General features: G+C 65.1%; 11 protein-coding genes. 4 read left to right on the forward strand and 7 right to left on the reverse strand.

The window, feature by feature from the left end; genetic code table 11:
• Positions 1-84 precede the first annotated feature (84 nt).
• On the forward strand, positions 85-3,093 hold the full coding sequence (locus EDE08_RS31655; RefSeq protein WP_131873062.1) for an FAD-binding and (Fe-S)-binding domain-containing protein: 3,009 nt from the start codon (positions 85-87) through the stop codon (positions 3,091-3,093).
• Positions 3,086-3,514 (forward strand): GlcG/HbpS family heme-binding protein, encoded by a 429-nt coding sequence (locus EDE08_RS31660; RefSeq protein ID WP_131873064.1) that lies wholly within the window; start codon positions 3,086-3,088, stop codon positions 3,512-3,514. The genes EDE08_RS31655 and EDE08_RS31660 overlap by 8 nt, the downstream gene beginning before the upstream one ends.
• A 315-nt stretch (positions 3,515-3,829) precedes the next feature.
• Here EDE08_RS31660 and EDE08_RS31665 read toward each other — a convergent pair whose 3' ends face one another.
• The 3 genes from EDE08_RS31665 to EDE08_RS31675 form a co-directional block, all read right to left on the reverse strand.
• The gene (locus EDE08_RS31665; protein WP_131873066.1) at positions 3,830-4,612 is read right to left on the reverse strand and encodes an enoyl-CoA hydratase/isomerase family protein; all 783 of its coding nucleotides are present in this window, start codon (positions 4,610-4,612) and stop codon (positions 3,830-3,832) included.
• Between the two features lie 129 nt (positions 4,613-4,741).
• Positions 4,742-6,844, reverse strand: a complete 2,103-nt coding sequence (locus tag EDE08_RS31670; protein WP_131873068.1) for a molybdopterin oxidoreductase family protein — start codon at positions 6,842-6,844, stop codon at positions 4,742-4,744.
• A 205-nt stretch (positions 6,845-7,049) separates the two neighbouring features.
• Positions 7,050-7,856, reverse strand: a complete 807-nt coding sequence (locus EDE08_RS31675) for an SDR family NAD(P)-dependent oxidoreductase (protein WP_131873070.1) — start codon at positions 7,854-7,856, stop codon at positions 7,050-7,052.
• 198 nt (positions 7,857-8,054) lie between these two features.
• Here EDE08_RS31675 and EDE08_RS31680 point away from each other — a divergent pair, with 198 nt between their 5' ends.
• The gene (locus tag EDE08_RS31680; protein ID WP_131873072.1) at positions 8,055-8,831 is read left to right on the forward strand and encodes a cyclase family protein; all 777 of its coding nucleotides are present in this window, start codon (positions 8,055-8,057) and stop codon (positions 8,829-8,831) included.
• A gap of 125 nt (positions 8,832-8,956) precedes the next feature.
• On the opposite strand, the gene EDE08_RS31685 is transcribed toward EDE08_RS31680, so the two are convergent.
• The 3 genes from EDE08_RS31685 to EDE08_RS31690 form a co-directional block, all read right to left on the reverse strand.
• Positions 8,957-9,685, reverse strand: a complete 729-nt coding sequence (locus EDE08_RS31685) for a Crp/Fnr family transcriptional regulator (protein ID WP_028181558.1) — start codon at positions 9,683-9,685, stop codon at positions 8,957-8,959.
• Positions 9,686-9,970: 285 nt separating this feature from the next.
• Positions 9,971-10,099: a hypothetical protein gene (locus EDE08_RS39420; protein ID WP_256439371.1), complete on the reverse strand. Its 129-nt coding sequence runs from the start codon at positions 10,097-10,099 to the stop codon at positions 9,971-9,973.
• A gap of 92 nt (positions 10,100-10,191) precedes the next feature.
• Positions 10,192-10,905 (reverse strand): helix-turn-helix domain-containing protein, encoded by a 714-nt coding sequence (locus EDE08_RS31690; protein WP_131873074.1) that lies wholly within the window; start codon positions 10,903-10,905, stop codon positions 10,192-10,194.
• Positions 10,906-11,058: 153 nt separating this feature from the next.
• Between EDE08_RS31690 and EDE08_RS31695 the strand changes: the two genes are divergently transcribed.
• A complete protein-coding gene (locus tag EDE08_RS31695) occupies positions 11,059-11,376 on the forward strand; it encodes a c-type cytochrome (protein ID WP_061877939.1) in 318 nt (105 codons plus the stop codon).
• A 6-nt stretch (positions 11,377-11,382) separates the two neighbouring features.
• Here the strand turns inward: EDE08_RS31695 and EDE08_RS31700 are convergent, their stop codons facing one another.
• On the reverse strand, positions 11,383-12,486 hold the full coding sequence (locus EDE08_RS31700; protein WP_131873076.1) for an ABC-type transport auxiliary lipoprotein family protein: 1,104 nt from the start codon (positions 12,484-12,486) through the stop codon (positions 11,383-11,385).
• Positions 12,487-12,488 lie beyond the last annotated feature (2 nt).

A 12,488-nucleotide genomic window follows, 5' to 3' on the forward strand; every position in this document is an offset into this window, starting at 1 on the left:
GTCAATGCACAAGAAGCAGGGCTCGCTTGCCAAGGGCCGTGACGGGAGGCAAAGACGGTGCAGGCGAACGGGCAAGAGCGGACCATGGCGACGGAAGTGGCTGGAAAATCACCGAAATCGGTCGGAAAAGACGGTCTGGCGGCACGTCTGGCCCGGGAAATCACTGGCGACGTCCTGTTCGACCCCTTCAGCCGCGGCCGCTACGCCACCGACGCCTCGTTCTACCAGATCATGCCGGCCGGCGTGGTGGTGCCGCGCAGCATGGACGAGGCGCTGCGGGCATTGGCGATCGCCCGCGACGAGGGGCTGAAGGTCACTCCCCGCGGCGGCGGCACCTCGCAATGCGGCCAGACCGTCAACGACGGCCTGGTGGTCGATCTCTCCAAGCATCTGAACCGGGTCCTGTCGCTCGACGTCGAAGCCCGCACCTGCGTGGTCGAGCCCGGCATCGTGCTCGACGACCTCAACCGCCAGCTCAAAAAACACGGCCTGTGGTTTCCGGTCGACGTCTCCACCGCCTCGCGCGCCACCATCGGCGGCATGGCTGGCAACAATTCCTGCGGCGGCCGCAGCTTGCGCTACGGCACCATGCGCGACAACACATTGTCGATGGAGGCCGCTCTCGCCGACGGCACGCTGAGCCGCTTCGGCGAGGTGTCGCGCGATCTCTCCGATCTCAAAGCCGGGGACAGCACCCGCGCCCTGATCCGCGACATGCTCGATCTCGGAGCCCGCGAGGCCGACGAGATCGCGACACGCTTCCCAAAAGTGCAGCGCCGCGTCGGCGGCTACAATCTCGACGCCTTGGTGCCGCGCAATGCACCGAACAACATGGCGCATCTCCTGGTCGGCGCCGAGGGCACCCTCGCCTTCACCACCAAGGTCGAACTGAAGCTTTGGCCCGTGATCCGCAACAAGGCGCTCGGGGTCTGTCATTTCGGCAGCTTCTACGAGGCGATGGATGCGGCCCAGCATCTGGTGAAACTCAAGCCGATCGCGGTCGAGCTCGTCGACCGCACCATGATCGCGCTAGGCCGCGACATCGCGATGTTCAAGCCGATCATCAATGCGGCGATCAAGGGCGATCCGGACGCGGTGCTGGTGGTCGAATTCGCGGAGGAGGACCAGGCGGACAATCTGGCGCGGCTCAAGCAGCTCGGCGAACTGATGGGGGACCTCGGCTTCGGCTGGAATAACGAGCCGCGCAAATGGGGCGGCGTGGTGGAGATCATCGAGCCCGCGCTGCAGAGCGGCATCGCCGACTTCCGCGCCGCCGGCCTCAACGTCATGATGTCGATGAAGCAGGAGGGCAAGCCGGTCTCCTTCGTCGAGGACTGCGCGGTGCCGCTACCCCATCTCGCCGACTACACGGCGCGGCTGAATGAGGTGTTTGCCAGGCACGGCACCAGCGGCACGATGTATGCGCACGCCTCGGAGGGCTGCCTGCATGTGCGTCCGGTGCTGAATTTGAAGCTGGAGAAGGACGTCAAGGCGATGCGTGCCATCGCCGAGGAAGCGTTTGCGCTGGTCCGCGAGTACAAGGGCTCGCATTCCGGCGAGCATGGCGACGGCCTGGTACGCTCGGAATTTCACGAGACCATGTTCGGCGAGCGCCTCGTCGCCGACTTCAGGGAAGTGAAGCAGCGGTTCGATCCCGCCGGCGTCCTCAATCCCGGCAAGATCGTCGATGCACCCAGGATGGACGACCGCTCGCTGTTCCGCTTCAAACCCGACTATCGTGTCACTGAATTGAAAACGAAACTCGATTGGTCGGCTTATCCCGGCGCGGGTGGCGGTTTCCAGGGCGCGGTCGAGATGTGCAACAACAACGGCGCCTGCCGCAAGCTCGAGGGTGGCGTGATGTGCCCCTCCTATCGCGCGACGCGCAACGAGAAGGATGTCACGCGAGGGCGTGCGAACACGCTGCGCCTTGCGATCTCGGGCCAGCTCGGCCCCGACGCGTTGGCGTCGGACGAGATGATGGAGACGCTGAAGCTCTGCGTCTCCTGCAAGGCCTGCCGCCATGAGTGCCCGACCGGGGTCGACATGGCCAAGATGAAGATCGAGGTGCTGGCCGCGCGCGCTGCCACGCACGGCCTGACGTTGCGGGATCGGCTTGTGGGCTACCTCCCGCGCTATGCCGGACTCGCGTCGCGCTTCGCGCCGCTGGCCAATCTGCGCAATCGCAGCCCGCGGTTGCGAAAGCTGTTCGAGCGCTTTGCCGGCATCAGCGCGCGCAGGGCCCTGCCCGCCTTCCGCAGCGACGTGTTCGTGCCGCCGGCCGACAGCGTCGGCCCGGACGCCGGCCGCGAAGTCGTTCTGTTCACCGACACGTTCAACCGCATCTATGAGCGCGAGAATCTCGACGCCGCGCTACGCGTTCTGGTGGCCGGCGGCTATCGCGTGCATCTGCCGAAGCCTGCGAGCGGCGGCCGGCCGCTCTGTTGCGGCCGCACGTTTCTCTCTGCCGGCCTCGTCGACGAAGCGAAATCTGAGCTCGATCGCCTCGTGGCCGCCTTCGCGCCCTTCGCCGCGCGCGGCGTGCCGATCGTCGGCCTCGAGCCGAGCTGCCTCTTGACGCTGCGCGACGAGCTCGCTTCGCTGCGCAAGGACAACGACGCCAAGGCCATCAGTGCCCATGCCCTCACCTTCGAGGAATTTCTGGTGCGCGAGGCCGAGGCCGGCCGGCTGCAACTGCCGCTGGGCACCGTCGCCGACAAGGCCATTGTGCACGGCCATTGCCATCAAAAGTCCTTCGGCGCCTTCAAGCCGGTCGAGCAGGTGCTGCGCCTCGTCCCCGCCCTGAAGGTCGAGACCATCGAGTCCAGCTGCTGCGGCATGGCCGGCGCGTTCGGCTACGGCGCGGACACCTATGACGCCTCGATCGAGATGGCCGAGCTGTCGCTGCTGCCTGCCGTCCGGCGCGCGGACCCAGATACGCTGGTCGTCGCCGACGGCACCTCCTGCCGGCACCAGATCCATGACGGCACGCAACGCGAGGCGCTTCACGTCGCGCGCGTGCTGGCGATGAGCCTCGATCGCGCCGAGACCAATTCCACTTCTCCAGCTGCAAAGGAAACCAATCATGGCTGAACTCACGCTCGACACCGCCCGAAAAATCCTCGAGGCCGCCTTCGCCAAAGCAGGCGAGCTCAAGCTGAAGCCGCTGGTCGTGACCATCCTCGACGCGCGCGGCGTGCTCAAGCTCGCAGCGGCCCAGGACGGCACCAGCCTGATGCGCGCCGAGATCGCCCACGGCAAGGCCTATGGCGCGCTCGCCATGGGCATGGGTTCGCGCGCGCTGTTCCAGCGCGCGCAGGAGCAGGCGTATTTCATCGATGCCGTGAACACGATCGCGAAGGGCGCGCTGGTGCCGGTCCCCGGCGGTGTGTTGATCATGGACGGCACGACCTTGCTTGGCGCCGTCGGCGTCTCCGGCGACACTTCCGACAATGACGAGGCCTGCGCGGTGGCGGGTATCCAGGCGGCGGGGATGAAGGCGAATGCGGGGTGAGATTGTCATTCCGGGGCGCGCCCACTTGGCGCGAGCCCGGAATCTATTTCTCCGCATTGCTTGTTGCACGATGGATTCCGGGCTCGCGCTACGCGCGCCCCGGAATGACGCTGGAGAATGCGGCTGCACTCTCTTTGAAAATCGAATGGAGCTGAGGGACACGCTCTCGTGCCCCGGACGCAGCGCAGCGCCCTTGGCGGTGCGCTGCAGAGCCGGGGCTCAGTCGCTGCGTGTCCCCGTGCCCCCCTGGGTCCCGGCGCTGCGCAGCAACGCTGGCGCGTTGTAGCGCGTCCGGGACACGAGATCGAGCCTCCCTCACCTCCCCGTCCAGACCGGCTTCCGCTTCTCGCTGAACGCCTTCAGGCCTTCCTTGGCGTCCTCGGTCATCGCGAGCAGCGCGATCTGGCTTTCGGTATAGGCGATGCTCTCGTCGAACGACATCGAGGCGATCGCGCGCATGGCGTACTTGCCGCGGCGGATCGCGGTCGGCGATTTGTCGACGATGCGGCCGATCAGCCAGTCGACCTTGGCATCTAACTCGGCGGTGGGCACGACGTAGTTGAGGAGGCCCGCGGCCTGTGCGGCCTTGGCGTCGAACGGCTCGCCCGTGAGCGCCCATTCGTTGACGAGGCGCGGCGGCGCGATGCTCTGGAGCAGGCTCAACACCTGCATCGGGAAGACGCCGACCTTCACCTCCGGCAGGCCGAAGACGACGTGATCGGCCGCGACCGCCATATCGGTCATGCACAAGAGGCCCATGCCGCCGGCCATGCAGACACCACCGACCCGCGCAATCGCCGGCTTGGTGGCGTTCTGTGACAAACGCAGCAGATCGGCATAGTCGACATTTGGTTTGGAATGATCCATCGCGAAGGCCGCGCCGGAATTCTGCAAATCGGCGCCGGCGCAGAAAGCCTTGTCGCCCGCGCCCGTCAGCACGATGACGCGGACGTCCTTGTCGTCATGCGCGTCGCGATAGCCCTTGCTGATGCCGGCGATCACGTCGCCGTTCAGCGCGTTGCGCTTCTCCGGCCGGTTGATGGTGATCCAGAACGCCTGCCCGCGCTTCTCGGTGATGACGGCTGTGGTGTCGGTCATGGCCCGCTCGCTTCCCTGGCTCCGCTTGCAGCCATTTGCGGCAGCTCGGGCGGGAGGTGCAAGCGCAAACTGCGGCAGGCCGCTGCTTTAGCGCCTCGACACAAACTGCCATCCGATCGCCGTGCGCGCTCAGGCGGCGACCGCTTTCCTGATCCAGACCTTGTTGTCGTGGAAGGCGGCCCCGCCGATCGGCGCGATGGTGTCCGCGCCGGTGAGCATGTTGATGCCGCGACCGCCGACATGGTTCTTGTTGGGGTGGACGGACTCGGCGATCAGCACACCGCGCCGCACGCCCTCGAACAACGTTGCGATCAGCGTGGTCTCGCCACGGGTATTGCCGAGCGTGACCGCATCGCCATCCGCAATGCCCAGCGAGGCCGCATCCAGCGGGTGGATCATCACGCTGGCCCGGCCCTCGCGCGCCTGCGAGGACGGCGTCTCGTTGAACGTGGTGTTGAGGAAGCTGCGCGACGGACTGGTCGCAAGCCGGAACGGATGGGCCTGGTCGATGTGCTCGATCACCGCCCAATGGTCCGGCAGATCAGGCATCTTGTCGAAATCGCCCATGGTCTGACCGAACGGCGGATGCGCCCAATGGGCCTTGAAATGGAATTTGCCGTCGGCGTGGGCAAAGCCGTCGAGATAGTGCGAGGTGCGGAAATCAGGCTGCAGGTCTCGCCAGAGATCGGCTTCGAGGCCGGCGATGTCGCCGTGATTGCTCAGCCTCAAGGTCGCGTCGATCAATTCGCGGGGCGTCATCTCGAAGCCCGGATGCCTGGCGCCGAGCCGCGGCGCCAGCGCCTGCAACACCTCGTGGTTGGAGCGGCATTCGCCGGGCGGATCGATCAACTTCGGCCCCACCGAGATGTGCTGGTGGCCGCCGCCGTAATAGAGGTCGTCATGTTCCATGAACATGGTGGCCGGCAGCACGATGTCGGCCATCTGCGCCGTCTCGGTCATGAATTGCTCGTGGACCGCGACGAACAGGTCCTCGCGCGCAAAGCCCTGCCGGACCAGAGCCTGCTCCGGCGCCACCGTCATCGGGTTGGTGTTCTGGATCAGCATCGCCTTGACCGGGCCTTTGCCTTGCAGAGCCTCGGCATCGCCGGTGAGGATGCGGCCGATTTGCGACTGGTCGAGCGCGCGCGTCGACTTGTCGATCGCGTCGTGGCCTTCGATGATGGATTCGTTGAAGTGCCACAGCGCGAAATTGTTGAAGAAGGCGCCGCCCCCTTCATATTGCCAGGCACCGGTCACTGCGGGAATGCAATTGGCAGCGTGCATCTGCGTCGCACCATTGCGGCTGCGCGTGAAGCCATAGCCAAAGCGGAAGAAGGTTCGCTTGGTCTCCCCAACCGCTTTTGCGAACGCCTCGATCTCCGCCACCGGCACGCCGCAGATGTTCGACGCCCATTCCGGCGTGCGCGTTGTCAGATGCGCCTCGAGCTCGGCCGGACAGTCCGTGTACTTGTCCATATAGGCGCGATCGGCATAACCGTCGCGGAACAGCACGTGCATCACGGCGCAGGCGAACGCGCCGTCGGTGCCGGGGCGCAGGATAATCTTGATGTCAGCCTGCTTCATGGTCTCGTTGTCGTAGATGTCGACCGCGGCGATCTTCGCGCCGCGCTCCTTGCGCGCGCGTGAGGCGTGCGTCATCACGTTGACCTGGGTGTTGACGGGATTGGTGCCCCAGATCACGACGAGGTCGGAAAGCGCCATTTCGCGCGGATCGACGCCGGCGATCTTGCCGGTGCCGATCGCAAAGCCGATGCGCGCGACATTGGCGCAGATGGTCTGATAGAAGCGCGAATATTTCTTCACATGGGTGAGGCGGTTGAGGCCGTCCCGCATCACAAGGCCCATCGTGCCGGCGTAGTAGTAGGGCCAGATCGATTCCGCGCCGAACTCGCGCTCGGCCTCGTTGAAGCGGTGCGCGATCTCGTCCAGCGCCTCGTCCCAGGAAATCCGCGCAAACTGTCCCGAGCCCTTCGCGCCCGTTCGGCGCATCGGATACATCAGCCGTTCGGGATGATGAATGCGCTCGGCATAGCGGGCAACCTTGGCGCAGACCACGCCGGCCGTGTAGGTCTGCTTTTTCGAACCGCGGACGCGGCCGATGCTGCGGCCTTCGATCACCTCGACATCGAGGGCGCAGGCCGAGGGGCAGTCATGCGGACAGGTCGAATGGCGGATTTCGATCTTGGTGTCGAACTTGGCGTGCTGGTTCATGTCCCAGTTCGTAACACCAAAATACCGGCCAGCCGAGCGCATTTATCCGGCACGGCCCATGCGATTTGCTCAAAGCGCACGCGCCGCGGGTTCCTGCTGCAACCGCGAAGACGGATTTTGGCAGGGAATGAAGCGGCGGTTGCGCGCCGGCCGGTTTCCGACGGACGCGCGCCGCCAGCTATACAGCCAGATGCGAATGCCTTCCCTATTTGTGGAGCTGGGTGAGACCAGTCGGCGGGCCGTCGACCGCCGTCCAGCCACCGTCGACGAACAGCGTGCTGCCGCTGACATAGCTCGCGGCGTCCGAGGCGAGATAGGCGACCGCGGTGGCGACCTCGTCGGCACTGCTCCAGCGGTTGAACACGGTGTGACCGGCGTAGAGATCGTAGATGTCCGGCCGCTGCTTGAACGGGCCGGTCAGTGCGGTCTCGGCGATGCTCGGCGCGATCGCGTTGACACGCACGCCGGCGTGGCCGACCTCGGAGGCAAAGCCCTTCACCAGCAGGCCGATCGCCGCCTTGGTCGAGCCGTAGACGCCGAGGCCGGGTTCGATGGTGACTGCGCGCACCGAGGAGCAGGCGATGATGCTGCCGCCTTTCTGCGCGACCATGATGCGACCGAAGGCCTGGAAGAACCACACCGTGCCCTTGATGTTGAGATTGAGGACGCGGTCGAGATCCTCCTCGGTATAGTCGAGGATGGTCTTGCGAATGTTGAGCCCGGGCGTCGTCACGGCGATCTCGAGCCGCTGGAATTTCTGCATCACGGTCTTCGCCAGCGCGTTGACGTCCGCGGCGCTTGCGGCGTCGCAGCCAGCTGCTTCCGCCCAGCCGCCCTTGTCGCGAATGCCGGCGGCGGTCGCTTCCGCCGCATCGAACGCGCGATCGGCGCAGACCACGCGGGCGCCGAGATCCGCGAGCGCCTCGGCCGACGACTTGCCGATGCCGGAGGCGGCGCCGAGAACGACTGCCGTCTTGCCGGTGAGATCGAAGAGCTTGCGATAGTCCGTCACTGATAGCGTCTCCCTGATGTTGCCAGCCCTTGTAGCCCATCAAGAGGCGTCGCAGCCACAGCGAGAATGCAAGCGGGATCGATCAATGCAGGAGTTGCATCGAACGAACTGGCGCATCCCTGAAGACGACGTGACTTGACGCTGCCGATGAAGCCCCCTCAAGATGCCGGAACGCCGGAACCAGGTTGAGGAATGCCCATGCCGCGGAAGCTGATCGATATCTCGGTGCCGCTCACGAACGACGTGACCGCCGATCCGCCGGGCAATCACCCGACGATCCAGTATATCGATCACCAGCAGGGGCTGCCGCGCATGCTGCAGTTCTTCGATGGCCTCAAGGCGCAGGATCTGCCTGATGGTCAGGGCTGGGCCGTCGAGCAGGTCTCGCTGTCGACCCACAACGGGACGCATCTCGATGCGCCCTGGCACTTCCATCCCACCATGAACCGCGGCGAGCGATCATGGACGATCGACGAGGTACCGCTCGAATGGTGCCTGCAGCCCGGCGTGAAGCTTGACTTCCGGCATCTGCCCGACGGCTATGTGGCAAGTGCGGCCGACGTCGAGACGGAGCTGAAGCGCATCGGGCATACGCTGTCGCCGCTGGAGATCGTCGTCGTCAACACCAGCGCCGGCGCGAAGTTCGGAAGGGCCGACTACGTCAATTCCGGCTGCGGCATGGGCTATGAAGCCACCATGTACCTGCTCGAACGCGGCGTGCGGCTGACGGGCACCGACGGCTGGAGCTGGGACGCGCCGTTCGTCTACACCGCGCGGAAGTATGCCGAAACGAAAGATGCCAGCCTGATCTGGGAGGGCCACAAGGCGGGACGGCACATCGGCTATTGCCATCTCGAAAAGCTGCACAATCTCGCCCAGCTGCCATCGACCGGATTCACGATCTCGTGCTTTCCGGTGAAGATCGAGCGCGCCTCCGCGGGCTGGACCCGCGCGGTCGCCATCATCGATAGCTAGAGCAGTGATGAGATCAGTTCGATCGCCACAACGGAGGTGAACTCCCTCTCCCGCTTGCGGGAGAGGTTGCACCGAGCCCGTGGCAATCGATTCAACCTGAACCATTCCGCTTTAGGCAGACGCCGTCAGTCGTCGTCGAGGCCGCTCTCGGCGAGCTCGCGCAGCGCGTCCGTATCCAGCACCACGATGGCGCCGTGCTCGAGGCGAACCCAGTTACGTCCGGCCCAGACGCGCAATTGCTTGTTGATGCTCTCGCGCGTCATTCCCACCATCTCGCTGATTTCCTGCTGCGTGATGGCGAGCGTGCCGCTGCCGGAATCGAGCTTGCGCTCCTCGGTAAGGCCGAGCAGCGCACTCGCGAGCCGGCCCGGCAGATTCTGGAGGATCACCTGCTCGACCTGCTGGCTGGTCCAGCGCAGACGCGCGCACAGCAGCTCGATGAATTTCATCGCCAGCGCCGGCTGGCTCTTGACGAAGGGCAGGAAGTCCCGGCGATCGATGACGTAGAGCTCGCAGTTGGTGTTGGCGGTCGCATCCGCCGACCTGGGGGCGCCGTCGAGCACCGCGATCTCGCCAAAGATTTCTCCCGGGCCGATCAGATTGAGAATGGCGTTCCGCCCATCAGGCGACGAGGAGGAAATCTTGACTGTCCCCGCGACCACCGCGAACAGGCTGTTGCCGGGATCGCCCTTGGCGGCGATCGTCGCGCCGCGCTTGACGGTGGTGTGCTTGGCGTAGCGGCAGAGCTGATCGAGCGCTTCGGGCTCCAGATCCGCGAAGATCGGGTGCTTGCGCAGGACCGATAATTTGCTGCCCGCCGACTGTCGGGGATCGCCGGTCTTGTCCTGAGGCACGCCGCGGGGCTCCTAAGACTACGAGGCACTGGGTTCCTGCGTAGTCAACGTTATCAGGCTTTTCAACCGGAAAGCACGCGCGCGATTCGAGGTAAATGCCACCAAAAGGACGTGGTACGGCCGAGAATTCACATCCGAAGGATGCATGGATGCGTCTCGGCTGACGCAGAGTTGCAGGCAACACAGGCTGTGGTTGCGTCGAGCTGCCGCCGAGAGTCACCGCCGGCCCGGCAAGAGCCGGCGGTCGACACGCCGGAAGCGGACGAAGACTGAGGCGCTTCAGCTTCAGCGCTTGGTATCCGGATCGAGCCGGCCCGCGCTGGTTTGCCGGTCTGCCCAAGCCAGAACCGCGGCGAATGCGACGAAGATCGCGACGACGACGATGGTCACCAGCAATGCGTCAGCAGGCATCATGCCCCTCCCGGATTGTTTGCAGCATTGTTTTGCTGCGCACGGCCGGCGTCATTGATCGGGATCAAATGCCTTGGGGCGTTGTGGACAGGAGGTCAGGCCGCAGCCATGGCCTCGACGCGAGCCGGATCGAGCAGGCTGATGCCGCCGTGGATGATCTCGATCACGCCCTGACGCTCCAGCTTGGTGAAGGTGCGACTGACTGTTTCGATGGTGAGGCCGAGATAATCGGCGATGTCCTGACGGCTCATCGGAAGCGGTACCGTGTCGGAGAGGCCCTTGAGCGTGACCAGCCGCTCGCGCCAGCCGAGCAGAAAGGTCGCGACCTTCTCGTCGGCCGAGCGTCGGCCGAGCAGGACCATATGGTCGCGAGCCTGGCTCAACTCGCGAATGGCCAGCTCATTGATTCGCCTGAGCAGCTGCGGCCGATCCTCGATGAAACGGCTGAAGGACGCCTTTGCGAATTGGCACACGGTCACCGCACCGATCGCGTCGGCCGAGAAGTTGTGCCGGCCGGATAGATTCATCCCCAGGAAGTCACCCGGCAAGGCAAAGCCGACGATCTGCCGCCGGCCGTCGGGCAGCAACTTGTACAGCCGCATGACGCCTTCGAGAACATTGTAGAATGAGGTCGTGATCTCCTCCTCGGAGAACACGGTCTCGCCCGAGCCAAAATGGACACGGCGGCCGAGATGCTCGAATTCCCTGAGCTCGGCCGCATCCAGCGACGAACAAACCGCAGCCCCGCGCACGGCGCAATCGTCGCAGAAATGTCCGTTCGGCTCAATCGTGACCACGGAAGGCTTCATCCACCGCTCCTCGCGCCGGCTGTCCCCGACACCAGACCGAGTCCACCGCGCGACTGCATTTTACTGCATCGCGCCACAGCCGATTGACTCAGATCAAATTTGAGTGGCATCCCCGTCTTATTCTGCGCCCACGGTTCGACGGGATCACCTTCCATGCTGCAAAGCGCTCTGCGTCACGGCCTGATCGGGCTGCTTCTGGTTACGCCTGCGCTGGCGGCCCCGACCGCCGAACAACGCGGCAAGGCCTTTGCTCGGGCCAATTGCGCCCGCTGTCACGCCATCGACCGCGTCTCCAAGAGCCCGGTCGAGATCGCGCCTCCGTTGCGCACCCTGCATCGCCGCTATCCGATCGACAGCCTTGGCGAGGCGCTGGCGGAGGGCATCTACACCGGTCATGCCGACATGCCGGTCTTCGAGCTCAATCCGGACCAGATCCACGATCTCCTGTCCTACCTCAAGACGCTGGAATAGTCGGCCTCACACAGCCTGCACGGTCCAACCGATCAGCTCCTTTACGATGCGCGCGAAGGCCGCATCGAAGGCGGCGACGGCCGCGGCCGGCTCGACCTTGTCGAGCTTCTCGCTGGTCTCAATGAGGCGCGAGGCGATCACCTTGCCGTTCTTGTCGACGATCCGCGCCGAAAGTCCGATCTCGGCCCGTGCCTCACCCTCCGTGGCGATCCGGAAGCGCCGGATATCGATCAGGAGCTGGTAATCCGCCTGCCCGAAGTCCGACATGCGCAGCGGGGCGTGGGCGATGTCGTAGTTCTCGAAGCTGTCGATCAGGCGAGCCTGCACCAGTTTCGGAATGCTGTCGGCCCAGAGGAACTCCCCAAAGCCCGGCCTGTCCCCGGCGGGCGCGAACAGCATCCGCTGGGTCTGCAGCATTGCGACCGCTGTCGGCTCGGGAATCGCCAGTGAAGCGGCCAGCGTCTTGCCGGCCGGGCCGAGGTTCTGCGGCGTGCGCAGGTCGTAGGTGATCTTCTGCGCGGGCGTGCCGCCGCCGGTCATCTTCTCGAGACCCGCCAGAATCCCGTCGATCTTACCGGTGTTGCGGGCGAGCCCGTCGGAAAAGGTCTTGAAATTCGCAATAGTGTCCTTCAGTGGGCCGGAATTGTCCTGAAGCACCGTGTCGACCCGTCGCAGCGCGTCGCGCGCCGCCTGCGTCATGCTCTGGCCGGCGCCGGCCTCCGCGATCAAGGTCAAGGGCTCGCCGGATTTGGCGACGATGACGCCGCCCTCCAATGTCACCACCGGCACACCGGTGAGGCCCTGGAATTCGAGACCGACCTTGGTGTCGGAGCGGACCGGCGTCGCGGTGGCAACCGAGATCGTCGCATTGACGAAGCGCGGGTTGTCCGGCGCGAGCCCGAGCTGGGTTACCTCACCAACGCGAATGCCGTTGAACAGCACGCCGGCGCCGACCAGGAGGCCGGGCACCGGCCCCTGGAATTGCACGTGGTAGTTCGTGCGCGGCCCGATGCCGCCAGTGTTGTTCAGCCAATAGACGAAGCCGAACACCGCGAGGATCGCGGCCAGCACGAAACTGCCGATCAGCACGTAGGGAGCGCGGGTTTCCATCT

Origin of the sequence: Bradyrhizobium sp. R2.2-H (assembly GCF_004346455.1) — a bacterium.
Classification (GTDB): domain Bacteria; phylum Pseudomonadota; class Alphaproteobacteria; order Rhizobiales; family Xanthobacteraceae; genus Bradyrhizobium; species Bradyrhizobium diversitatis.

Coding starts and splice junctions, on each gene's coding strand:
- EDE08_RS31700 (WP_131873076.1), bottom strand. CDS start 12,486: ATGGAAACCCGCGCTCCCTACGTGCTGATCGGCAGTTTCGTGCTGGCC.
- EDE08_RS31655 (WP_131873062.1), top strand. CDS start 85: ATGGCGACGGAAGTGGCTGGAAAATCACCGAAATCGGTCGGAAAAGAC.
- EDE08_RS31660 (WP_131873064.1), top strand. CDS start 3,086: ATGGCTGAACTCACGCTCGACACCGCCCGAAAAATCCTCGAGGCCGCC.
- EDE08_RS39420 (WP_256439371.1), bottom strand. CDS start 10,099: ATGATGCCTGCTGACGCATTGCTGGTGACCATCGTCGTCGTCGCGATC.
- EDE08_RS31690 (WP_131873074.1), bottom strand. CDS start 10,905: ATGAAGCCTTCCGTGGTCACGATTGAGCCGAACGGACATTTCTGCGAC.
- EDE08_RS31695 (WP_061877939.1), top strand. CDS start 11,059: ATGCTGCAAAGCGCTCTGCGTCACGGCCTGATCGGGCTGCTTCTGGTT.
- EDE08_RS31680 (WP_131873072.1), top strand. CDS start 8,055: ATGCCGCGGAAGCTGATCGATATCTCGGTGCCGCTCACGAACGACGTG.
- EDE08_RS31670 (WP_131873068.1), bottom strand. CDS start 6,844: ATGAACCAGCACGCCAAGTTCGACACCAAGATCGAAATCCGCCATTCG.
- EDE08_RS31665 (WP_131873066.1), bottom strand. CDS start 4,612: ATGACCGACACCACAGCCGTCATCACCGAGAAGCGCGGGCAGGCGTTC.